Source organism: Asprobacillus argus (assembly GCF_032248395.1).
GTDB classification, from domain to species: Bacteria; Bacteroidota; Bacteroidia; order Flavobacteriales; family Flavobacteriaceae; genus Polaribacter; species Polaribacter argus.
Window position 1 is genome coordinate 366,406 of the sequence record NZ_JAVTTO010000003.1, and the last position, 22,666, is coordinate 389,071.

General features: G+C 34.7%; 24 protein-coding genes. 10 read left to right on the top strand and 14 right to left on the bottom strand.

The genetic code is table 11. The features are described from left to right. Nucleotides 1-39: 39 nt before the first annotated feature. The 3 genes from RQM59_RS09080 to RQM59_RS09090 are packed head-to-tail and all read right to left on the bottom strand — an operon-like array spanning nucleotide 40 to nucleotide 3,632. A complete protein-coding gene (locus tag RQM59_RS09080) occupies nucleotides 40-1,854 on the bottom strand; it encodes a GNAT family N-acyltransferase (protein ID WP_349241790.1) in 1,815 nt (604 codons plus the stop codon). 56 nt (nucleotides 1,855-1,910) lie between these two features. Beyond that, a complete protein-coding gene (locus RQM59_RS09085; RefSeq protein WP_349241791.1) occupies nucleotides 1,911-3,155 on the bottom strand; it encodes an aspartate kinase in 1,245 nt (414 codons plus the stop codon). Further along, a complete protein-coding gene (locus tag RQM59_RS09090) occupies nucleotides 3,156-3,632 on the bottom strand; it encodes a GNAT family N-acetyltransferase (RefSeq protein WP_349241792.1) in 477 nt (158 codons plus the stop codon). A gap of 122 nt (nucleotides 3,633-3,754) precedes the next feature. On the opposite strand from RQM59_RS09090, the gene fbp reads away from it, so the two are divergent. From fbp to RQM59_RS09105, 3 genes are all read left to right on the top strand, one after another. Beyond that, the gene (fbp, locus tag RQM59_RS09095) at nucleotides 3,755-4,762 is read left to right on the top strand and encodes a class 1 fructose-bisphosphatase (protein WP_349241793.1); all 1,008 of its coding nucleotides are present in this window, start codon (nucleotides 3,755-3,757) and stop codon (nucleotides 4,760-4,762) included. A 116-nt stretch (nucleotides 4,763-4,878) separates the two neighbouring features. Next, entirely contained in the window at nucleotides 4,879-5,433 is a 555-nt protein-coding gene (locus RQM59_RS09100) for a hypothetical protein (RefSeq protein WP_349241794.1), read from the top strand. A 140-nt stretch (nucleotides 5,434-5,573) separates the two neighbouring features. Continuing rightward, complete coding sequence (locus RQM59_RS09105) at nucleotides 5,574-6,182, top strand: superoxide dismutase (protein WP_349241795.1); 609 nt, start codon at nucleotides 5,574-5,576, stop codon at nucleotides 6,180-6,182. 58 nt (nucleotides 6,183-6,240) lie between these two features. Here RQM59_RS09105 and RQM59_RS09110 read toward each other — a convergent pair whose 3' ends face one another. From RQM59_RS09110 to RQM59_RS09125, 4 genes are all read right to left on the bottom strand, one after another. Further along, nucleotides 6,241-7,197 (bottom strand): M48 family metallopeptidase, encoded by a 957-nt coding sequence (locus RQM59_RS09110; RefSeq protein WP_349241796.1) that lies wholly within the window; start codon nucleotides 7,195-7,197, stop codon nucleotides 6,241-6,243. A 3-nt stretch (nucleotides 7,198-7,200) separates the two neighbouring features. Then, nucleotides 7,201-7,767 (bottom strand): LemA family protein, encoded by a 567-nt coding sequence (locus tag RQM59_RS09115; protein ID WP_349241797.1) that lies wholly within the window; start codon nucleotides 7,765-7,767, stop codon nucleotides 7,201-7,203. Nucleotides 7,768-7,828: 61 nt separating this feature from the next. Then, on the bottom strand, nucleotides 7,829-9,727 hold the full coding sequence (locus RQM59_RS09120; protein WP_349241798.1) for an amidophosphoribosyltransferase: 1,899 nt from the start codon (nucleotides 9,725-9,727) through the stop codon (nucleotides 7,829-7,831). A 59-nt stretch (nucleotides 9,728-9,786) separates the two neighbouring features. Further along, complete coding sequence (locus RQM59_RS09125) at nucleotides 9,787-10,713, bottom strand: PfkB family carbohydrate kinase (protein WP_349241799.1); 927 nt, start codon at nucleotides 10,711-10,713, stop codon at nucleotides 9,787-9,789. 72 nt (nucleotides 10,714-10,785) lie between these two features. On the opposite strand from RQM59_RS09125, the gene RQM59_RS09130 reads away from it, so the two are divergent. From RQM59_RS09130 to RQM59_RS09150, 5 genes are all read left to right on the top strand, one after another. Next, entirely contained in the window at nucleotides 10,786-11,211 is a 426-nt protein-coding gene (locus RQM59_RS09130) for a SufE family protein (RefSeq protein WP_349241800.1), read from the top strand. A gap of 32 nt (nucleotides 11,212-11,243) precedes the next feature. Then, nucleotides 11,244-11,564, top strand: coding sequence for a DUF59 domain-containing protein (locus tag RQM59_RS09135; protein ID WP_349241801.1), 321 nt, complete (start codon nucleotides 11,244-11,246; stop codon nucleotides 11,562-11,564). Nucleotide 11,565: 1 nt separating this feature from the next. Then, nucleotides 11,566-12,075: a DUF2480 family protein gene (locus RQM59_RS09140; protein ID WP_349241802.1), complete on the top strand. Its 510-nt coding sequence runs from the start codon at nucleotides 11,566-11,568 to the stop codon at nucleotides 12,073-12,075. An 82-nt stretch (nucleotides 12,076-12,157) separates the two neighbouring features. Then, a complete protein-coding gene (locus RQM59_RS09145; RefSeq protein WP_349241803.1) occupies nucleotides 12,158-12,997 on the top strand; it encodes a DUF3078 domain-containing protein in 840 nt (279 codons plus the stop codon). Nucleotides 12,998-13,085: 88 nt separating this feature from the next. Then, nucleotides 13,086-14,168 (top strand): CNNM domain-containing protein, encoded by a 1,083-nt coding sequence (locus RQM59_RS09150; protein WP_349241804.1) that lies wholly within the window; start codon nucleotides 13,086-13,088, stop codon nucleotides 14,166-14,168. Nucleotides 14,169-14,240: 72 nt separating this feature from the next. Here the strand turns inward: RQM59_RS09150 and RQM59_RS09155 are convergent, their stop codons facing one another. The 7 genes from RQM59_RS09155 to aspS form a co-directional block, all read right to left on the bottom strand. Continuing rightward, nucleotides 14,241-14,672 carry a T9SS type A sorting domain-containing protein gene (locus RQM59_RS09155; protein WP_349241805.1) on the bottom strand — a complete coding sequence of 144 codons (432 nt, stop codon included), beginning with the start codon at nucleotides 14,670-14,672 and terminating at the stop codon, nucleotides 14,241-14,243. 109 nt (nucleotides 14,673-14,781) lie between these two features. Next, nucleotides 14,782-15,987 (bottom strand): GTPase HflX, encoded by a 1,206-nt coding sequence (hflX, locus tag RQM59_RS09160; protein ID WP_349241806.1) that lies wholly within the window; start codon nucleotides 15,985-15,987, stop codon nucleotides 14,782-14,784. Between the two features lie 100 nt (nucleotides 15,988-16,087). Further along, a complete protein-coding gene (locus tag RQM59_RS09165; protein WP_349241807.1) occupies nucleotides 16,088-16,423 on the bottom strand; it encodes a hypothetical protein in 336 nt (111 codons plus the stop codon). 281 nt (nucleotides 16,424-16,704) lie between these two features. Continuing rightward, nucleotides 16,705-16,944: a hypothetical protein gene (locus RQM59_RS09170; RefSeq protein WP_349241808.1), complete on the bottom strand. Its 240-nt coding sequence runs from the start codon at nucleotides 16,942-16,944 to the stop codon at nucleotides 16,705-16,707. A 32-nt stretch (nucleotides 16,945-16,976) separates the two neighbouring features. Then, entirely contained in the window at nucleotides 16,977-18,758 is a 1,782-nt protein-coding gene (locus RQM59_RS09175; RefSeq protein WP_349241809.1) for a chloride channel protein, read from the bottom strand. Nucleotide 18,759: 1 nt separating this feature from the next. Next, on the bottom strand, nucleotides 18,760-19,473 hold the full coding sequence (locus tag RQM59_RS09180) for a DUF6503 family protein (protein WP_349241810.1): 714 nt from the start codon (nucleotides 19,471-19,473) through the stop codon (nucleotides 18,760-18,762). 280 nt (nucleotides 19,474-19,753) lie between these two features. After that, a complete protein-coding gene (gene aspS / locus RQM59_RS09185; protein ID WP_349241811.1) occupies nucleotides 19,754-21,508 on the bottom strand; it encodes an aspartate--tRNA ligase in 1,755 nt (584 codons plus the stop codon). Between the two features lie 99 nt (nucleotides 21,509-21,607). Here aspS and RQM59_RS09190 point away from each other — a divergent pair, with 99 nt between their 5' ends. Further along, nucleotides 21,608-21,970, top strand: coding sequence for a cupin domain-containing protein (locus RQM59_RS09190; RefSeq protein WP_349241812.1), 363 nt, complete (start codon nucleotides 21,608-21,610; stop codon nucleotides 21,968-21,970). Between the two features lies 1 nt (nucleotide 21,971). Then, nucleotides 21,972-22,643 carry a 16S rRNA (cytidine(1402)-2'-O)-methyltransferase gene (gene rsmI / locus RQM59_RS09195; RefSeq protein WP_349241813.1) on the top strand — a complete coding sequence of 224 codons (672 nt, stop codon included), beginning with the start codon at nucleotides 21,972-21,974 and terminating at the stop codon, nucleotides 22,641-22,643. Nucleotides 22,644-22,666 lie beyond the last annotated feature (23 nt).

Below are 22,666 nucleotides of genomic sequence, written 5' to 3' on the forward strand. Positions count from 1 at the left end.
AAGGTTTAAAGCGTTCTATTTCAGTAATTTTAATTAATCTTAGGTAGGGTTTTCAGGAGTTTCCGAAGCCTTTTTTTCCAGTTCTGCTTGAAATTCTTCCATTACTGGTTTTACCGTACTGTCTGGAATATCAGCTACTTTAATATACATTAAACCATCTACAGCATTGTTAAACTTAGGATCTACATTAAAAGCTACTAATCTGGCGTTCTGTTTTACATATTTTTTAATAAGCACAGGAATTCTAAGTGCTCCTGGTTCAATTTCATCAATTACTTTATCAAATTTTTGCATATCTGCCTTTGCAGCATCAAATACAAAATCCTTATCAGCATCTTTCAACGAAACCTTAAATTCCTTTTTAGGTCGAATGTATTGGGCCACATAGGGATCATAGTAATGCGATTTCATAAATTCAATCATCAAAGATTTAGAAAATTCCGAGAATTGATTGCTAATACTCACTCCACCCATTAGATATTTATGTTCAGGATACCTCAATGTTACATGCACAATCCCCTTCCATAGCAAGAATAAAGGCATTGGTTTTTGTTGATATTCATTAATTATAAATGCTCGACCCATTTCTATAGTACTCTCCATCATAGAATACAATTCTGGCTCAAATCGAAACAGTGTATGAATATAGAACCCTGTAATACCGTATTTTTTATAGATATCTTTTCCTAGACCCATTCTATATGCTCCTACCAGTTTGTTAGCAACACGATCCCACAAAAACAAATGATGATAATACTTATCAAATTTATCTAAATCGATGGCATTATTAGTACCCTCTCCAACATCTCTAAAAGTAACCTCTCTTAATCTTCCTATCTCGTGCAAAAGGTTAGGGATCTCTTTTGCCTGTGCAAAAAAGACCTCGTAATTTTTACTTTCCAATAGCCTACCTTCTCCATTTCTAAGATTATCTACTTCCTTTATCAATGAACCAACACTTTTCTGTGAGGTAATCTTTTTGGGAGGTTTTGGAATTTTTAAATTCTGCGTAGATAATATCTTTTGCCCTGTTTTTTCGAAAGGGTTCGCTAGCATGTAGGTTTTTTTACGGAGAAAATTAGAAAAAGCTGGTATCTCTTCGTATTGGTTTTGATCTGTTACTGAAATAGGTTTTCCAATCCTTACCTTTATCACTCTGTTCTTCTGAGACAATAATTCTGAAGGCAATTTTGCCGTTCGTAACGTGTCATTCATCCTAGAAAGCATATAAAACAGCTTACTATTTTTCGCATGGAAATAGATTGGAACAACAGGAACATGGGCTTTTTTAATAAGCTTTACAGCTCCCTCTTCCCAAGGTTTGTCTACCATTAACTTTCCATCTTTATAGGTAGAAACTTCTCCAGCCGGAAATATTCCAAGTGGGTATCCTTCACTTAAATGTTGCAATGCATTCTTAATTCCCACTATACTTGATTTTGCGTCCTTATGATTTTCAAAAGGGTTTACGGGCATCACGTATGGTTTTAGTGGATCTATCTTGTGTAATAAAAAATTTCCGATGATCTTGAAATCGGATCGATGTTCTAATAAAAGTTTCAACAATAAAATACCGTCGATTCCTCCAAGTGGATGATTAGAAACCGTAATAAAGGAGCCTGATTTAGGAATACGTCTTAAGTCTTCTTCAGGAATTTCAAATTCAATCTCAAATTCTTGCAGCAATGAATTTAAGAATTCTGAATCCTTTTTATTTTTATGCTTGTTATAAACTCTATTAATCGTTGAGATACGCAATATCTTTAATAGAATCCATCCTATGAATGTTCCAAGGAAACCGAATTTATCGACCTTTAATACTTTAGATATATCTTTAGATGTAACTAAACTCATTCGTGGGATTTTGTCATAAATACAAACATACTTAAAAAATAGAAACGTTCTCTCATTTATTCCCTGATTGTAATCTGCAAGGTTTCTTTATTTATCTGAGTGAGTAAAGAAACGCCTCTCTTTAATATGGCCTTTCTTGATTCTTCGTTAAAATGTCGAATTGTAAAAAGACTAAGACCTTCCGTATAATCTATCTTATATAACGACTGCATTTCCTCCAAAAAGTGACGAAACTTATTAAAATTATCTTCAACGCATACTGAAAAGCTAATTGCCGAATTTTGGATCAGATTCACTTTTAACTGATACTCTGCAAGTCTCTTAAAAATATGACTGATATTATTCTCGACCATAAAAGAGAAGTCTAATGATGAAATAGACACTAGTATTTGGTTTTTCTTTACAATAAAACAAGGAATTTCGGGATAAATAGATTTTCCCTTACTCACCGTTGTTCCAGGTTTCTCATAATTAACAAAGGACCTTACGTGCAATGGAATTTCCAGATTCTGTAAAGGTTTAATTGTTTTAGGATGTATTACAGAAGCTCCATAAAAAGCCATTTCAATCGCCTCCTCGTATGAAATTTGCTCTAGTAAAGTAGTATCGTCAAACGCTCTAGGGTCGGCATTCAAGACTCCATCTACATCTTTCCAAATAGTGACACTTTCAGCACCTAAACAATACGCAAAGATTCCAGCTGTAAAGTCAGACCCTTCTCTTCCAAGAGTGGTCGTATTGGTTCCATCACTACTAATAAAACCCTGAACTATGTTTAACTCGTCCTTTTTAATAGACTGATTAATATTTTTCTTTGTTGTTTCCCAATCCACTTTGGCGGCACGGAACGTATTATTCGTTCTTATCAAATCTCTGACATCTAACCAATTATTTCCAATTCCAATTTCAGAGAAATATGCACTTACTATAGTTGTTGAAATTAACTCTCCAAAACAAACTATTTGATCATAAATAAAATCGTAGTCTTTGCTTTTATTTTGCGCAAAAAATGCCGACAGTTTTCCAAAAAGCATGGTTACTTTTTCATGTATAGAATGATCTCTTGCAAATAATTCGTAAGCAATACTAGTATGAAATTTCAATACATATTCCAATGCATCTTCTAGCCCATTATCTTTAATGTATGCATGTACTACTTTTTCAAAGGCATTGGTCATCTTTCCCATTGCTGAGATAACGACCAGTACATTGTTAGTGCCTTCGTTCCTCAGTACATCAGCCACATTTTGTATGCTCTTAGCATCTTTTACCGATGCTCCTCCAAACTTAAAAACTCTCATTTAGTTTTTTATAAACTTTTTCAACCCTTTTTCTTTCATATGGACGACTCTCCATTCTTTTAAGATAGTCGCCCCAGTGCTTTCATAAAAATCAACTGCATTTTTATTCCAATCCAGCACTTCCCAAGTTACTCTTTTTACTCCTAATCTATTGGCATATTCTAAAAGCGTAGTATATAAAGCTTTTCCAACCCCTGTTCCTCTACTAGCCTTTGTTACAATTAGATCTTCTAAATGAATGATTCTACCCACCCAGGTAGAATAACGTTCATAAAACAAGGCCATGCCTACAATTACATTTTCATTTTCAGCTACATAGACTTTGAATGCAGGTTTTTCCGAAAAACCTGATTCTTTTAAATCTTCAACACTTACTTCAACTGCATCTGGTTCTTTTTCAAAAACAGCTAATTCTGTTATGAGTCGATGTACATCAACCATGTCTTCTTTTACAGCTAGTCTAATTGTGTAATCCATTTTATAAAATTAAGTTCAAATATAAAATAAACTACTGTACCCTTTTAAGAAATAGTTAACGAAATCGTTGTCGTAAAGCAAAAAAGATGTGATATTTGTACCACAAAATTTCTGTAGGCATTATGGCAAAAACTAATCAAACTTTAGGTGAATTTATTATTGAGAATCAGTCTTCATTTAAATACACTTCTGGCGAGTTATCGAGGCTTATTAATTCAATACGGCTGGCTGCCAAAGTAGTGAATCACGAAGTAAACAAGGCAGGTTTGGTAGACATTATTGGTGCCGCAGGAGACACAAATATACAGGGAGAAGATCAGCAAAAATTGGATGTTTATGCCAATGAAAAGTTTATCCAAACGTTAACTAACAGAAATATTGTTTGTGGTATTGCTAGTGAAGAGGAAGATGATTTTATTACTATCAACAGTCAAGATGAAAATCATCAAAACAAATATGTGGTATTAATAGATCCTTTAGATGGTTCTTCAAATATTGATGTAAATGTATCTGTGGGAACTATTTTCTCCGTGTATAGAAGGGTAACACCAGTAGGTACTCCTGTGCAATTAGAAGATTTTTTACAAAAAGGGAATCAACAGGTAGCTGCAGGATATATTGTCTATGGAACTTCTACTATGTTGGTATATACTACAGGACATGGTGTAAATGGTTTTACGTTAAATCCTGCTATTGGAAGTTACTATTTATCACATCCAAACATGCAATTTCCTGAAGACGGAAATATCTATTCTGTAAATGAGGGAAATTATATTCACTTTCCGCAAGGAATAAAAAACTATATCAAATATTGTCAGGAAGAAGAAGGAAATAGGCCTTATACCAGTAGATATATTGGTTCTTTAGTTTCTGATTTTCATAGAAATATGATCAAAGGAGGCATCTATATGTATCCTAAAAGTTCCAAAAACTCAAACGGAAAACTACGATTATTATACGAATGTAACCCTATGGCATTTCTAGCTGAGCAGGCTAATGGAAAGGCCAGCGATGGGTATACTCGAATCATGGACATAGAACCAACGGAATTGCATCAGCGTGTACCATTTATTTGTGGAAGTAAAAATATGGTAGAAAAAGCTGAAGAGTTTATGAAAAATTCTCAATAAAGAAATATTCTTTTACCAAACAGGTGTAGTATGTAAGTTAACACTTGTTAACAAATTTTAACCCTATTTCTTGTCGTAAAACGTTTAGTTTGTTTGATTTAAACAACTAACTAGTTATGACACCTAAAAGAAGCACACTATACCATCGCTTACTAATACTTTCTTTTCTCTTCATTTCTTTCAATCTTTTTTCTCAAGGTCAAAAACTTGTCAAAATAGATGAGCAAATTATAGCCTCTATAAAAAAAGATGTTTGGATTCCTTTTATGGAGTCTTACAGAGAATTAAATACTGATAAATTAGTATCTCTTCATTCTTCGAATATCACAAGAGTTTCCGTTGATCTAAATAAAATAGAATTCGGAGAAGACTATTTAAAGAACCTGGGAAAGCTATTTCAACAAATTAAGAAAATGAATATAGATATTGATATTAAGTTTTCTATTATTTCTTCTGCCACTAGTGAAAACATGGTCTATCAAACCGGGTATTACGTATTTAGCACTAAGGCAAAAGAAGAAAAATCATTTAAACCAATGGGCTATTCCTCCTTTAATGTTATGATAACCAAAGAAAATGGTACATGGAAGATATCTTCGGATACAGACAAAAAAGCCAAACTTACTCATGAAGAGTTTTTAAAGTCCGGAACCATTTATGCATTAGACTAAATTCATCTTGGGGTTTTAGCTTTTATAACTTCTAATTATAGTAGTATAAATTATCAAATCGTTAGCTACTTGTACACCCTTTTTTTTATGGTTAAATTTGTGTGATTTAAAAAAGAAGATTAACCTTAAAACAGATACATATGGCTTTTGAATTACCAGAATTAGGCTATGCATACGATGCATTAGAACCAAATATAGATGCAAGAACTATGGAAATACACCATGGTAAACATCACAACGGATATACAACTAAATTAAACGGAGCGATCGCAGGAACTGATCTTGAAGGAAAATCTATTGAAGATATTCTAGGGAACTTGGATATGAGTAATGGAGCAGTTCGTAATAATGGTGGAGGTTTCTACAACCATTCTTTGTTTTGGTCAGTAATGAACCCAAATGACAAGGGGAGATTATCTGGAGAATTAAAAGATGCTATTGACGCAGCTTTCGGTTCTTTTGATGCTTTTAAAGATGCCTTTTCTAAAGCTGCTGCAACGCAGTTTGGTTCTGGATGGGCATGGTTGTGTGTGCATCCCGGAGGGAAAGTAGAAGTATGCTCAACTCCTAATCAAGATAATCCGTTAATGCCTGGCGTGACTTGCGGCGGAACACCAATTTTGGGTATTGACGTTTGGGAACATGCATATTACTTAAACTATCAAAACAGACGTCCAGATTATATTGAAGCATTTTTCAATGTAATTAACTGGAATGAAGTTGAAAGCAGGTATGCTGCTGGAAAATAAGTACAACTCTTACAACAATAAAAACCGAAGTATGTTGATTGATACTTCGGTTTTTTTATTAAAATTGTTCTAATACTTCAATTCGTTTCTTAATCGGTGGATGCGTAGCAAAAGCGTTATTAAAAAATGTAGTAAAAGAATTCCTATCCTTCTTTTTCGTCGGATGATCAATAAACATTTGAGCGACCGCTTCTTTTTTAACAGCTTCAATCCATGGATCTTCAGATACTTTCTTCAATGCGCTTGCTAAAGCGAGTGGTTTTTTAGTCATTTCGGCTGCGCCTGCATCTGCTAAATATTCTCGTTTTCTAGATAATGCAAATCGAAAGAATGATGATAGCACCATTCCTATAACCGCCAAAACCATAATAATGATAAGGGCTCTCCCGTCTTTTTTACCGTCACTTTTCCCTCCTCCATAAATCAGCATTCTAAAAACCGCTTCCGTTAAAAAAGCAAAAATCCCTACAAAGATGATCGATATAATCAATAATCGAACGTCCCGATTGATAATATGAGTCAGCTCATGCGCAATTACACCTTCTAATTCATCATCATCTAATTTGTCTATAATACCTCTGGAAAGTGTTACAGCGAACGTTTTATCACTTAAACCACTGGCATACGCATTTAATGAGCTATCTTCTATAACAAATACTTTTGGCATTTTCATACCTCTAGAAATACACAAGTTCTCTACTAAATTATAAACTCTTTTGTTATTCTTTCGTTCTAACGGTTTTGCTCCAGTAGCGCGTTGAACAATTGCTGAATGAGAAAACCAAGCTATTAAAAACCAAATACCGACAACTATTGTTACCACGGGAACCGTACGAAGAAAGTTGCTATTAATAGCATGCATACTAACTTCTGTACCTTCTTCAGCTGTTGAAAAACTAAAAATGAAAAAGAATAGCCATACCAGTCCTAGCATTAACAATGGAAAGGCAATAAGTAGTGCTATAGATTTTACATTGTTACTACTTATTTGAGATTGTAACCCAACGTACTTCATGAATTAAAAACTAACCTTGGGTGCTTTATCGAGTGCTGCTCTTTCTACTGTACCAACATCAAACATGGTTTCTTTTTTGAACGAGAACATTCCGGCAATAACATTTGAAGGAAAAGTTTGAACGGCATTATTATACTCCTTAGTAGCAGAGTTAAAGAATCTCCTAACTGCTGATAGTTTATTCTCTACATCCGAGATCTCTTCCTGCAACTGTGTAAAATTACTACTGGCTTTAAGATCTGGATACGCTTCAACAGCAATATTTAGTCCGCTTAAAGCAGTAGATAATTGATTTTCCGCTGCTATTTTCTCATTAATCGTAGATGCATTTAAGGCTCCTGCTCTCGCAGCGGTAATATTGGTTAACACTTTTTCCTCGTGTTTCATATAACCTTTTACCGTATCTACTAACTGTGGTATTAAATCGTGGCGTTGCTTCAATTGCACGTCGATATCTGCAAATGCATTTTCTCGATTATTACGAAGTTTAACAAGTCTATTATAAAGTGATACTAGCATTAATAGGACTACGACTACAACTGCTATAACGATAATTGTTGATGTTGACATAACAAATTTTGTTTTGATTCCCTCAAATATAGTTGATTATTTAATGGTAATCAAGTTAAAACTAATATGCTCTTTTATCACTTCCTTCATAAAAGTTAATGAAGGCTTCGTTAACCACTCTATGTCCTCCATCAGTTGGATAATCCCCAGTAAAGTACCAGTCTCCCAAATTATCTGGACACGCCTTGTGCAAGTTATCAACAGACTGATAAATGACTTCTACATCTGCCTTAATTTCCTTTGTTTTTAGCATTTGAGCAATTTTAGCTGAGACTTCTTCTCTAGAGAAAGGTGCGTATATTTCTTTTACATAATTCACAATTGAATTATCATCCTGACCTCTTTGACTAATCGCCTTTTTATAGACCTCATCCACAATATGGTACTGATCGGTTTCCCTTAACAATTCTAACGCTGCTTTAAATGCAATAAAATCACCAATTCTTGCCATATCAATTCCATAGCAATCTGGATAACGAATTTGAGGTGCAGAAGAAACCACTACGATTTTCTTTGGGTTTAAACGATCTAGAATCTTTATAATACTCTTCTTTAACGTAGTTCCTCTTACAATACTATCGTCAATAATAACCAAATTATCAGTAGATTGTACTACTCCATAGGTCACGTCATATACATGTGCAACAAGGTCGTCTCTACTATTGTCGTCCGCAATAAATGTTCTCAGTTTCGCATCTTTAATCGCAATTTTTTCAAAACGAGGTCTTTCAGATAAAATCTCTGTTACTTTTTGAGCGGATAATGATTTTCCCCCTGCGAGTATTTTCGCTGTTTTTTGCTCGTTCAATACATCTTCTGCTGCCTCGGTCATTCCATAGAACGAAGTTTCAGCCGTGTTTGGAATAAACGAAAACACCGTGTTAGAAATATCATGATTTATAGATTCCAAAACTTGAGGAAAAACATATTTTCCTAAGTTCTTACGTTCTTCATAGATACTTGCGTCACTTCCTCTAGAAAAATAAATGCGTTCAAATGAACATGATTTTTTCTCTCTTTGCTCTAGAACAGGTTGAATGGAACTACTTCCGTTTTTCTTAATGATCAACGCGTGTCCTCTATCCAACTCTTTTACATCCTGTAAATCAACATTAAATACCGTTTGAATCACTGGTCTTTCCGAAGCCACTACCACCACCTCTTCATCTTCATAATAATATGTAGGTCTAATCCCAGAAGGATCTCTTAAAACGAAAGCATCTCCATGACCCAATAAACCTGCCATAGCATAGCCACCATCCCAATTCTTGGAAGACCTTTGTAAGATCCTTTGTAAGTCTAAATGCTCCTCTATATATGGTGACGCTTCTAATTTGGACATCCCTTTTTCCTTTGCTTGTAGGTATAGATCTGCAACTTCTTCTTCCAAAAAGTGTCCTATTTTCTCCATAACTGTTACCGTATCTGTAAACTCTTTAGGATGCTGACCCAACTCAATCAATTCTTCGAGCAATTGCATAGAGTTGGTCATGTTAAAGTTTCCAGCTACGATTAAGTTTTGATGTTTCCAGTTGCTTTGACGTAGAAAAGGATGAACGCTTTCCATGCTATTTTTTCCAAAGGTTCCGTAGCGAACATGTCCTAAGAACAAATTCCCTATATAAGGCATGTGCTCTTCTTGCCAAGCTACATCATCTAATTTATTAGGGTTCTTTTCGAAAACTCCATTTAATCTATCATTGATCTTTTTAAATACATGTTGAATAGGTTGCGATTTGTTCGAACGGACCCTGCTTATGTAACGACTCCCTGGCTTAACATTGAATTTCACACTCGCTAAACCTGCCCCATCCTGACCTCTATTATGTTGTTTCTCCATAAGAAGATACATTTTATTTAGCCCATAAAAAGCAGTTCCGTATTTGTCCTTATAAAATTGTAATGGCTTTTTTAATCGTACCATTGCAATACCACATTCGTGTTTTAGAGCATCACTCATTTAGTTGTATTCTTTATTATTTGTAATAAAAAATCCGCACGGTTAGGTGCGGATTTCATTTATGATAGTTCAATATCAAATTGCGTTAATTCTTTAAAAGCTCTTAGGCGCTCTTGCACCTCGTCACTCTGCAGTGCTTCCATTCGTTGTGTTCCAAACTTCTCTACACAGAAAGAAGCTAAATTAGAACCATAAATAATTGCATTCTTCATATTTTCAAAAGAAACATCTTCTGTTTTCGCTAAATATCCACAGAAACCTCCTGCAAATGTGTCTCCTGCTCCAGTGGGGTCAAAAACTTCGGCCAATGGTAATGCAGGCGCATAAAACATTTTTCCTTCATTAAATAACAAAGCTCCATGTTCTCCTTTCTTGATTACTACATATTTAGGCCCCATGTCATGAATCTTTTTAGCAGCATTCACTAATGAATACTCTCCACTCAATTGCCTTGCCTCCTCATCATTAATAGTGATCACATCCACACGTTTTAGTACTTCATGTAAGTCATTCAAAGCTATATCCATCCAAAAATTCATGGTATCTAACACCACCAACTTAGGTTGTTCATTCATTTGATCTAACACAGAAGCTTGTGTTAAAGGGTGTAAATTACCTAACATTACAATCTCGGAGCTTTTAAAACCCTCAGGTACAATAGGTTCAAAATTTTCCAAAACATTTAGTTCAGTAATCAATGTATCTCGAGAGTTCATATCGTTATGATATTTACCGCTCCAGAAAAATGTTTTGCCCTCTTTTATGATTTCAACTCCATCAGTATTTATTCCTCGATCATTCATCATATCCAAGTAAGATTGTGGAAAATCTCCTCCAACTACTGATACAACTCCAGTTTGTACTCCAAATTGAGATGCTGCAAGTCCAACAAAAGTCCCTGAACCACCTAAAATCTTATCCGTCTTTCCAAAAGGAGTTTCAATAGCATCAAAAGCAACGGTTCCAACCGCTAATAATTTACCCATTTCTTGTTTTTTTACCGTAATTTTGCAACGAATTGCAATACCGTTTTAAAGGTGCAAAAATAAGTTTTAAAAATGACAATTAAAGAAATACAAGAAGAAATTGTTGATGAGTTTTTGATGTTCGATGACTGGATGGAGCGTTACGAGTATATCATAGAGTTGGGTAAATCTTTACCTTTAATCCATGAACAATACAAATTGGATGAAAATTTGATTAAAGGGTGCCAATCTAAGGTATGGTTGCATTCAGAAATAGAAAACGATAAACTTATTTTTACTGCGGACAGCGATGCCATTCTTACTAAAGGAATTGTTGCCTTGTTGTTACGGGTCTATTCTGACCAGTCTCCTAAAGATATTGTCGCTGCAAACAATGATTTTATTGATAGAATTGGTTTGCAAGAACACCTTTCTCCTACCAGAGCTAATGGGTTAGTTTCTATGCTTAAACAAATTAAACTATACGCCATAGCGCGACAAGCTAATACGACGAATTAGTCGTATCTTTGCATCTCATAATTTTTGAACACATGACAGAAGAGGTAATACAAGAAATAGGAGACAAGATCGTTCGCGTTTTGAAAACAATTTACGATCCTGAAATCCCAGTTGATATTTATGAGCTAGGGTTAATCTATGATGTTTTTGTAAATGAAGATAATGATGCAAAAATATTAATGACCTTAACCTCTCCGAATTGCCCAGTAGCCGAAACTTTGCCCGTTGAGGTAGAGGAAAAAGTGAAATCATTAAAAGAGATTAACAATGCCGAGGTAGAAATCACATTTGATCCAACTTGGACTCAGGAAATGATGAGTGAAGAAGCAAAGTTAGAATTAGGAATGTTATAACATGGCAGAAGAGATCATTAATAGAATAGCTAGTAGTCCATTGATTAATATTGATCTTGAGGAATTCTATCCTGAGGGAAAAAGAATTCTTTTCGATATAAAGGATTGGCTATTTGAAGGGATTATCTTAAAAGAAAAAGATTTTCGGGCATATGTAAAGGAACATAATTGGTCTCAATATCAAGATTCTTATGTGGCACTTACCTGTTCTGAAGATGCTATTGTCCCTTCTTGGGCATACCTATTGATCAGCGCCGAGTTAAGTAAGCATGCCAAAGTAGTGGTAGTTGGCGATTTAACCTTGCTAGAAACTACTATTTTTCATACTGTAATTGAGGAATTAGATGTTGCAGAATATGAAAATAAGCCTATCATTATTAAAGGTTGTGCGGATAAACCTATTCCTCCATCAGCATTTTCCTTCTTAATAAAAAGACTTCAACCGATCGCAAAGACCATCATGTATGGAGAAGCTTGCTCCACAGTTCCTTTATTTAAGGCAAAAAAGTAACTGAAAAAGTGACTTATTGCCTATTTAATTGTCTAAACTAAATGTGTACTTTTGCACACATTAAAAAATAAATTTTATCAAAATGAAAAAAGGGGCACTTATACTATTATTATTTGTTGGTCTTACAACAGTAGCTCAGGAACAAAAACAAGATTCTATTTCTAACTGGAAAAAAGCAGGAACTTTTACTTTTTTGTTTAATCAATCGTCATTTTCTAACTGGATTGCTGGAGGAGAGAATGCTGTTTCCGGTACTTTAGGTGTTAATTACGATTTTAATTATGCTAAAGATAATTGGACTTGGGATAATAAGATCATTACCAAATATGGTATTAGTAATATTAGCGGAACAGGAACTAGAAAAACAGATGACTTTTTTGAATTTAATTCATTAGTTGGAAAGAAAAAGTCGGAATTTTGGTCGTATTCATTCTTTTTGAATATTAGATCACAATTTACGGCAGGGTATGACTATACAACAACACCTAAAACAGAAACATCTTCGTTTTTCGCTCCAGGTTATATAACATTTGGTCCAGGTATGGTCTATAAAAAGTCAGATAATTTTAGAGCAAACTTTGCACCGTTAACATCAAAAATGACATTTGTCAGCAATCAGTTTGCGGGTCAATATGGCACAGATCCAGGAAAGACTTCCCGTTATGAGCTTGGTTTTTATACTTCTGTATATTACAAAACCTCTTTAATGGAAAACGTGACTATGGAAAATATTTTTAATGCATATGCTAACTATTTAGAGGATCCACAAAATATTGACATTAATTATCAATTAAATTTCGTGATGCAGATCAATAAATATCTTTCTACAAACTTAAGCTTTCATACAATTATTGATGATAATGCTTCAAGCAGAACACAGTTTAAAGAAGTATTTGGTTTAGGTGTAAACTACATCTTTTAGAAACTAGTAACAACTCATTGAAAAACCATAAGAGATGCTTCTTTTATGGTTTTCTTTTTTTGGTATCTTTATCATCACAACAACTACTATGACACTACTTATCATATTTGCTACACTTTCGATTTTCTTTTCGTTTTTATGCTCCATTTTAGAAGCCGTTCTATTAAGTGTTACACCCACCTTTATTAATGTAAAGAAAAAGGAAGGAAAAGCATTTGCTTCGCAACTAGAAATTTTAAAGAATGATGTAGATAAACCTTTAATAGCCATTCTTACTTTAAATACTGTTGCTCATACGGTAGGTGCTATATTAGTAGGTGTTCAGGCAGAACAACTACCGTACAAGATTGATCTTTTCGGAATGAATATCGTTGGAATTGTTTCGGCCATTATGACGATACTTATTTTAGTAGTATCTGAAATTATTCCTAAAACGATTGGTGCTACACATTGGAAAAAATTAGCTGGGTTTTCGACGTCTGTATTATCTATTCTCATCTTTGTTTTTAAGTGGACCGGGATCTTATGGATACTACAACTTTTTACGAAGATTTTTGGAAAGGGAGGTCATGGCAGCGTACTGAGTAGGGAAGATTTTACTGCAATGGCTGATATTGCTGAACAGGAAGGCGTTTTTCAAGAATCGGAAAGTAAGGTCATTAAAAATCTACTCAACTTTAAAGAGGTATTGGTTCGTGATATTATGACACCAAGAAGCGTATTAAAAACAGCAAATGAAGAACAGACCATTCAAGAGTTTTTTGACGAAAATCCAATGCTTCGATTTTCAAGAATTCCTATGTATGCAGAACAATCGGATAATATCACCGGTTATTTTCTAAAGGATCAATTATTAGAAGCAATCATTAAGGGAAATGGAGATCAACCTCTGAAGAACATTAAGCGCACAATTCTGGTAACAAAGCGAAGTTTACCTATTCCTAATTTATTTGAACAGTTAATCGATCAACGAGAACATATTGCATTGGTCGTTGACGAATATGGATCGGTAAGCGGTTTAGTAACCCAGGAGGACATGATTGAAACCTTATTAGGATTAGAGATCATGGATGAAAGTGATAATATAGAAGATTTACAATTATTGGCTAGAAAAAGTTGGGAGCGACGTGCAAAACGCTTAGGCATTATTGATGACGAACTGAAAGAATAAAAGAGTTCTCTCGAACTCTTTTATTATAATTCAGTCTTCTCTCTTAGACAATTCTCCCAAACGGAAAAATCCTTATTTCACAACTATTTTTTTTACTAAATTTCTTCTGTTGTTAGAAACGTTGACCAAATAAATACCCGTTGAGAAATCATTCAAGTCTACCGTCATCTTATTCGAAGTCATTTTAGTTTTCTTAACCAATACACCAATAATATTGTAAATAGCCACACGGCTTTCTCCTTTTAAATTATTTAAGGTGATGGTGAATCTTTTATTTTTTGTAGGATTAGGACTTAACGTAACTGCGCTTGACGGAAGTTGTTGATTTTGATTTAGAGCATCGAGATAAGGAGTGGTATTCCCTTCTATATTTGATAGTAGAAAAAGCACATTGATCTTACTTCCATCTTTCACAAAAATCAACCTACTACTTTCATTCCCAGCATGTAATGCCAGAGACACAAAAAACAGTACGATAAAAAGAAAGCGTAGTTTTCTAGCCATTGAAGTTAGTTAGTTAATGTTTAATACATAAATTAAACATGTAAGAAGAAGAAAACCCTACCCTAAAAACGTAAAGTTTTGGAAAAAAGTAACAGAATATTAACGGTTATCACCCTTCATATTCATAATACAAAAAGTCGTTATAAGGAAAACGTTGTATGTGAATCTTCTTTACTTCTTCGTACGTTTTATCCTTAAAGGCTTCTAAGTTGTCTCTATTGAGCGCTGAAATAAATATGGATTCTTTTTGAAGATCATTCATCCAAGTTCTCTTCCAATCGTCTAGCGTATAATGCGCTTTAGTTCTTTCCGTAACCAGGTCATCTTCATCGATAGTTTCATGCGTATACGCATCAATTTTATTGAAGACCATAATCGTAGGTTTATCTGCACTATCGATCTCATCTAAAATTTTATTTACAGAAGCAATATGGTCTTCAAAATTTGGATGGGATATATCTACCACATGTAATAATAAATCTGCTTCGCGCACCTCGTCTAAAGTGGACTTAAAGGATTCAACTAACTGAGTTGGTAATTTTCTTATAAAACCAACGGTATCCGTCATTAAAAATGGAATATTCTTGATCACCACTTTTCTAACAGTTGTATCTAGCGTTGCAAAGAGTTTATTCTCTGCAAATACATCGCTTTTACTAACCACATTCATCAATGTAGATTTTCCTACATTCGTATACCCAACAAGCGCCACACGAACCATCTTACCACGATTCTTTCGTTGTACGGCCATTTGTTTATCTATGGTCACCAATTTCTTTTTCAGCAAGGCAATCTTATCTCGAATAATACGTCTATCTGTTTCAATCTCTGTTTCACCAGGCCCACGCATTCCGATCCCCCCTTTTTGCTTGTCGAGGTGCGTCCATAAACGTGTTAATCTTGGCAACAAATACTGATGTTGAGCTAATTCAACTTGCGTTTTTGCAGAACTAGTTTGTGCTCTTTGTGCAAAAATATCAAGGATAAGATTCGTTCTATCTAAGATCTTACAATCTAAGATTTTTTCAATATTTCTTAATTGTGCTGGTGATAGTTCATCATCAAAAATGGCAGTACCAATGCCATGACTTTCAATATAAGCCTTTACGTCTTCCAGCTTTCCTGCGCCTAAAAACGTTTTAGGATTGGGCCTTTCTAATTTTTGAACAAAGCGCTTTACCGCTACTCCACCTGCAGTTAAGGTTAAGAACTCCAGTTCATCCAAGAACTCCTGAGACTGTGCTTCGTCCTGATGTTGGGTAATTACACCTATTAATACGGCTTTTTCTGATATGGCTTCCTTCTGATCTATCATAGGCCGCAAAGGTATAAAGAAATCTAAATCTGACACATAAAAAAGCCTCAACATAGTTGAGGCTTTTCTTAATTCAAATAATCAATCAAAAAAGTACTCCTTATACTCTCTTTACTTTTAAAGGTAATTTGTATACTTTCATATAGTTTAAAGTACTTACCTTAATTTTTTTGTAGTTTAATTTTCTTTTTACATAAGAAACTAGACTTTGGTTCTTAGAATCTACACTTAAGACAACAATCTCATTCTTTCTGTTGATAATGAAACTCACTTGCGTATTTAAGCTAGTATCTAGGTTACGATCATAGTTTCCCAATAGTTTTACTACTTCAGTTCTTACTTCACTTCCTTTCTTTTTCAATTTGTCTTCATTGTTGGCAAATGTAGAGGTCACGCTCATTGCGAATACAAAAATTACTACAGTCAATTTTTTCATTTTTTTTGTTTTTAGGGTTTATTTATTTTTGATTTATTAACCGATGTAAAAATACATTCGAATCCAAGTATATCGATAGCAAAAGAAGTTAGTAAAAGTTTGTCTTTCCGTAAGAAAAATGGAAAATATGTTATTGTTTACATCAATTTCACATTGTCATATCGGCACTGGGAACGACATCTAATTGGAAGTAGTTTACTCCATTTTCACATTCGTTGAGAATACAACAATAGACATCTAGAAAAATCTAAAAAGTGTTGAAAAACAGTGTTAAACGAACGTTACTCTTCGTCCATTTTTTTCATTTTCCCCAACAAGGTTCTATCGTTCAAAACGTACTTTTTGTACTTTCCTTTTCGATATCTATGGTAAATAAACACGGGCATAAATATGAAGGAGAAAAAGAAAACAGCCAGCCCCATTACAATTTGCGCTTTCTCATGCTCTGTGTTCAAAAGATAAATACCGATTGCTATCCAAACGATAAATATGATAAAGAGTATTTTACTAAGAGTTTTCATATAATCCTTTCTGAGTTTCCATGCAAAAATAGCTAAGATGTTGTTACCTCAATCAACTTATTTCGATAAGCCGTCAATAATTTTGATTTTGAAATAAATCCAATATATTTTTTATCCTTGATCACGGGAAGATTCCATGCACCACTACCTTTAAACTTTTCCATAATCTTTTCCATTGGATCGTTATAGAAAATAATATCCGGAGCAGACTTCATAAACTCAGAAACCTTTGTTGTATCATATAATTTTTGATCAAACATAACGGGGCGCACATCATCTAATAATACAATCCCTAAAAACTGTTCTTTCTCATCTAGTACCGGAAACAAATTTCTATTCGACTTAGAAACCCCTTCTTTTAACATCATTCGCAAGCTCATGTCTGGTTGTAAGGACACAAAATTAGTTTCTATGATCTTGTCAATGCGCATCATCATCAGCGCATTTTTATCTTTGTCGTTCGTTATCAACTCTCCTCGTTTTGCCAGCTCAGCGGTATAAATAGAATTGGACACAAAGTACTTGGTCAATCCATACGAAATTGTAGCTACTAACATCAATGGCACAAATAGATCATATCCACCAGTGATTTCAGCAATCAAAAATATCGCGGTTAAAGGTGCGTGCAATACCCCTGCCATCAATCCTGTCATTCCTATTAATGTAAAGTTAGATTCAGATACATCAAACCCGAATTGATTAATAATCTTGGCAAAAACATTTCCTAAAGCACTTCCCATAAATAGTGTCGGAATAAAAATTCCTCCAACTCCTCCTGCTGCGAAAGTTGTTGTCATCGCAATAGCTTTAAACACCACAATGATCAGCAACATGGAAATAACCATCCACACATTATCAAAATTAATGTCATATGGAATGTCCTTTAAAGCGGCGGCTGTATTACCGTTTAACAAATTATTGATCAATCCATATCCTTCCCCATATAAGGGTGGGATTAAATACAACATCAAACCAATAGCAACAGCGGCTATTCCAATTTTGGCGTAAGCATTGGAAAATCGATTGAAAAAGCTCGTAATAAAGAAATACATCTTAGAAAAATATACCGATGCAAAGCCTGTCCCAATTCCGAGCAACAGGTAAAAAGCAATATCTTTTACGCGCCACAAATCTTTCAATTCAAATCCAAATAACACATCGGTTCCAATAAAGAAATAAGAAGTGATTACCGCTGCAACAGAGGCTAGTAACAAAGGGACTAAGGAGGCAAAAACCAAATCCAAACTAAATATTTCAATAGCAAAAATGATAGCTGCAACGGGAGCTTTAAACATGGATGACATCGCTCCAGCAGTCGCGCAACCAATGAGCAACATCCTTGTTTTGGTGTTCATATGAAACAACTGTGCAACATTTGACCCTAAAGCTGCTCCAGTACTTACTGCTGGTCCTTGCAATCCTACGGATCCTCCAAAACCAGCTGTAATAGGTGCAGTTATCAACGAAGCAAACATTTTGTAACGCTCTATGATTCCGCTACGTTTTGAGATGGAATAGAGTGTTGTAGAAATGCCATGTCCAATTTCTTTTTTGATGAGGTATCTTTTGATGAGGTATACGAGCAATACACCGATAATTGGAAATATGAAATACAGTGAATAATGGTAATTTTTGATAATTCCATCTTCTAAAGTAGATTGAATAAAGAGTGTCAAATATTTTAAAACGGTTGTTCCTAGTCCTGCCAGAAATCCAACAATAATACTCAAAAGATAAACGAACTGACGCTCAGAAATATGCTTATATCTCCAAATAAGTATGCGGGTATAGATATTTCTTTTTTTCGTTGGCATTTTAATCGGCTGCTTTCAAAATATCAGTTCCTAAATATTTAGCATCCTTGTTCATATACCAAGCTCTTTTCTTTGGCATCTTTATATCATTGATGGTTTCCATTTCAGACAATAGGATATATTCACCATCGTTTTTAGATTCGTTATGATAAAATTGGTAGACTTCCATAGCATAGGTCTTTGGGTCAAAATAGAAGTACCAGATATCCTTACCAACTTCTTTTTTGTAGGTAGCCTTCAAGACTAAATATTCTTTTCCTTTGAATTTCTTCTTTGTAACCTTCGTATCAATAATAGTCCCAGGGTCTTTCAATTTCATCGGCAAACCATATAAATAAGTGTAGTAGTTTTTATACAATTCTGCGCGTTTACAACTTAACCTGTACTTCTTTTTTATGGAATCCGCGGGAGTTGCATCTCCATTAAATGTAATCAAACATTTTTCTTTATCCACAGTATATTCAGTGGTATTCTTCCCGCTTTTTGCTTTTACATAAAAGAACTCGTTTGGAAGATCGATTTTAATATTACTATCACGGTTTGGGTTGTTAGGTGTTTCCATGCTCACGTGCAGCTTTCCTGAAAATGTTTCCCATACTCCTTTCGGGTCATGAAATTGTATCGCTTTTTCTAATAATTCAGGCCCCGTTATGTTTTGCGAAAGGGAAATTGACGTCAAAAAAAATGCAAAAAGAAGTGTCGTTAATTTTTTCATAGGTTAAATGTAGAAAAAAAGAACCATTTATTTCATTTCGAAAGAAGCTTTAGAAAGCAATTGAGAAATCTAATTAGATAGGTATATTCTCCTTTTCATTTTGTCTTGACACAAAACGAAACAAAAAGTCAGGTCAATCCTTAGGAAATTACTTCGTATCAATCGCTTTCAGAATTTCATGCTTATTACTATGCAATGCACTTCTATTCTTTCGCTCATTATTTCTTAGGATTCACAAACGGAATTTATACCCAAGAACCTAACTAAAGGTTTAAATCTTTTATGGGGTATTCTTTAACTTAATACCTAACTCCTGTAATTGAACCTCATCAATAGTTGCAGGAGCATCGATCATTACATCTCTTCCTGAGTTATTCTTTGGAAAAGCAATGAAATCACGAATCGTTTCTTGTCCTCCTAAAATAGAAACCAATCTATCTAAACCAAATGCTATTCCTCCATGTGGAGGCGCTCCATATTGGAAAGCATCCATTAAGAATCCAAATTGCTCTTTTGCCTCTTCATCTGTAAATCCAAGGTGCTTAAACATGATCGCTTGTGTTTCTTTATCATGAATTCTGATAGAACCTCCACCAATCTCGTTTCCATTCAATACCAGATCATATGCATTTGCTTTTACAGATCCTGGGTCTGTATCCAATAATTCCAATTGCCCTGGCTTAGGTGATGTAAATGGATGATGCATAGCATGATAATGCCCTGTTTCTTCATCTAATTCTAACAATGGAAAATCTACTACCCATAAAGGAGCAAATTCATCTGCTCTACGCAAACCTAATCGTTCCGCCATTTCCATACGTAAGGCGCTTAATTGTGCTCTTACTTTATTGGTTTCTCCAGATAATACACAAATCAAATCTCCTGATTTTGCTCCAGTAGTTTCAGCCCATTTCGCTAAATCTTCCTGGTCGTAAAATTTATCTACAGATGATTTAAATGATCCATCCTCATTACATTTTACATATACCATTCCTAAAGCTCCCACTTGCGGACGTTTTACCCAATCAACCAGTTTATCAATTTCTTTTCTGGTATATGATGCTCCTCCTGGCACGGCAATTCCAACTACTAAATCTGCTTTATTAAATACATTGAATTCTTTATGCTGCGCAACAACATTCAATTCACCAAACTCCATCCCAAAACGAATGTCTGGTTTATCATTTCCATACAAACGCATGGCGTCATCAAACTGTATTCTAGGGAAGGAATTTACCTCAACTCCTTTGATCTCTTTTAACAAATGACGTGTTAATCCTTCAAACGTATTTAGAATATCTTCTTGTTCTACAAAGGCCATTTCGCAGTCAATCTGGGTAAATTCAGGTTGACGATCGGCACGCAGGTCTTCATCTCTAAAACATTTCACAATTTGGAAATACTTATCCACACCACCTATCATCAATAATTGTTTAAAGGTTTGTGGTGATTGTGGTAAGGCATAAAACTGACCTTCATTCATTCTACTAGGCACTAAGAAATCACGTGCTCCTTCCGGTGTAGATTTAATCAAGTAAGGTGTTTCTACATCAATAAACCCTTCATCCGATAAATATTTGCGAACTTCCATCGAAACTTTATGGCGGAACATTAAATTCTCTTTCACAGGATTTCTTCGGATGTCCAAATAACGATATTTCATTCTAATATCTTCTCCTCCATCTGTATCATCCTCAATGGTAAAAGGAGGCAATAATGCTTCATTCAGCACTTCTAGTTTTGTCACCAATACTTCTACATCACCCGTTTCCATATTAGGATTCTTAGATTGACGTTCAATAACAGTCCCAGTTACTTGAATCACAAACTCTCGTCCTAATTCTTTAGCCTTTTCAATAATATTCTTAGATGTTCTGTCCTCATCAAAGATCAATTGCGTGATTCCGTATCTATCTCTAAGATCAACCCAAATCATAAACCCTTTATCTCTCGATTTCTGCACCCATCCTGCTAAGGTTACTTCTGTATTTATATGTGAGGCTCTTAATTCGCCACAAGAATGACTTCTATACATCGTGTTTCTTTAATTGAGCTGCAAATTTAATCAAATCCTAAGAATAGTAACATATTTCGGATGGCATTTGTTCCCATAAAATCTTTGTAGATTTGTTATATGAATGAAGTAATTAATATTCAAGAAAAATTTGATCTATTCTCAGATCAATGGTCCCCTAAAAAAGTTGGAGAACTAAACGAGCAGCAAATCTTATTGGCAAAAATTCAAGGGGAATTTGTTTTTCATAAACACGATGATGAGGACGAATTATTTATGGTGATGAAAGGTCAGCTAACTCTAGAGTTAAGAGATAGAACGGTAATTGTAAATCCTGGAGAATTCTTTACGGTTCCTAAAGGGGTTGAGCATAAACCGATTGCCAAAGAAGAAACACATTTACTATTATTCGAGCCATTAAGCACCAAACATACTGGAGATGTTATGGCAGATATTACGGTTGAAACTTACGAAGAGATTTAAGATGTCTAAACTATACATTGTTCCTACACCCATTGGAAATTTAGAGGATATGACCTTTAGAGCGGTAACTGTTTTAAAGGAAGTAGATACTATCTTGGCAGAAGATACTCGTACGAGCGGAAAGCTCTTAAAGCATTTTGATATTACAACGCAAATGCAGAGTCATCATATGCACAATGAGCACAAAACAGTTGAGAGCATTATTAAAAGATTACAAGGCGGAGAATCTTTTGCCTTAATCTCTGACGCAGGTACACCTGCCATTTCAGACCCCGGTTTTTTACTCACGCGCGCATGTGTACAACACCAAATAGAGGTAGATTGTTTACCTGGAGCTACTGCTTTTGTTCCAGCTTTAGTGAATTCAGGATTACCTAATGATAAGTTTATTTTTGAAGGTTTTTTACCCGTTAAAAAAGGAAGGCAAACTCGTTTGCTTCTACTTGCTGAAGAAACCAGAACTATGATCTTTTATGAATCTCCACATAAATTGATAAAAACCTTGGGGCATTTTTCGGAATACTTTGGAGCTGACCGACAAGTTTCTGTTTCCAGAGAATTGACCAAGCTATTTGAGGAAACCATTCGTGGAACAGCTACCGAGGTTCTCGCGCATTACATAGCAAAGCCTCCAAAAGGTGAGATCGTGATCGTGGTAGAAGGCAAGAAGTAATGAATTCATTACCTTTAACCATC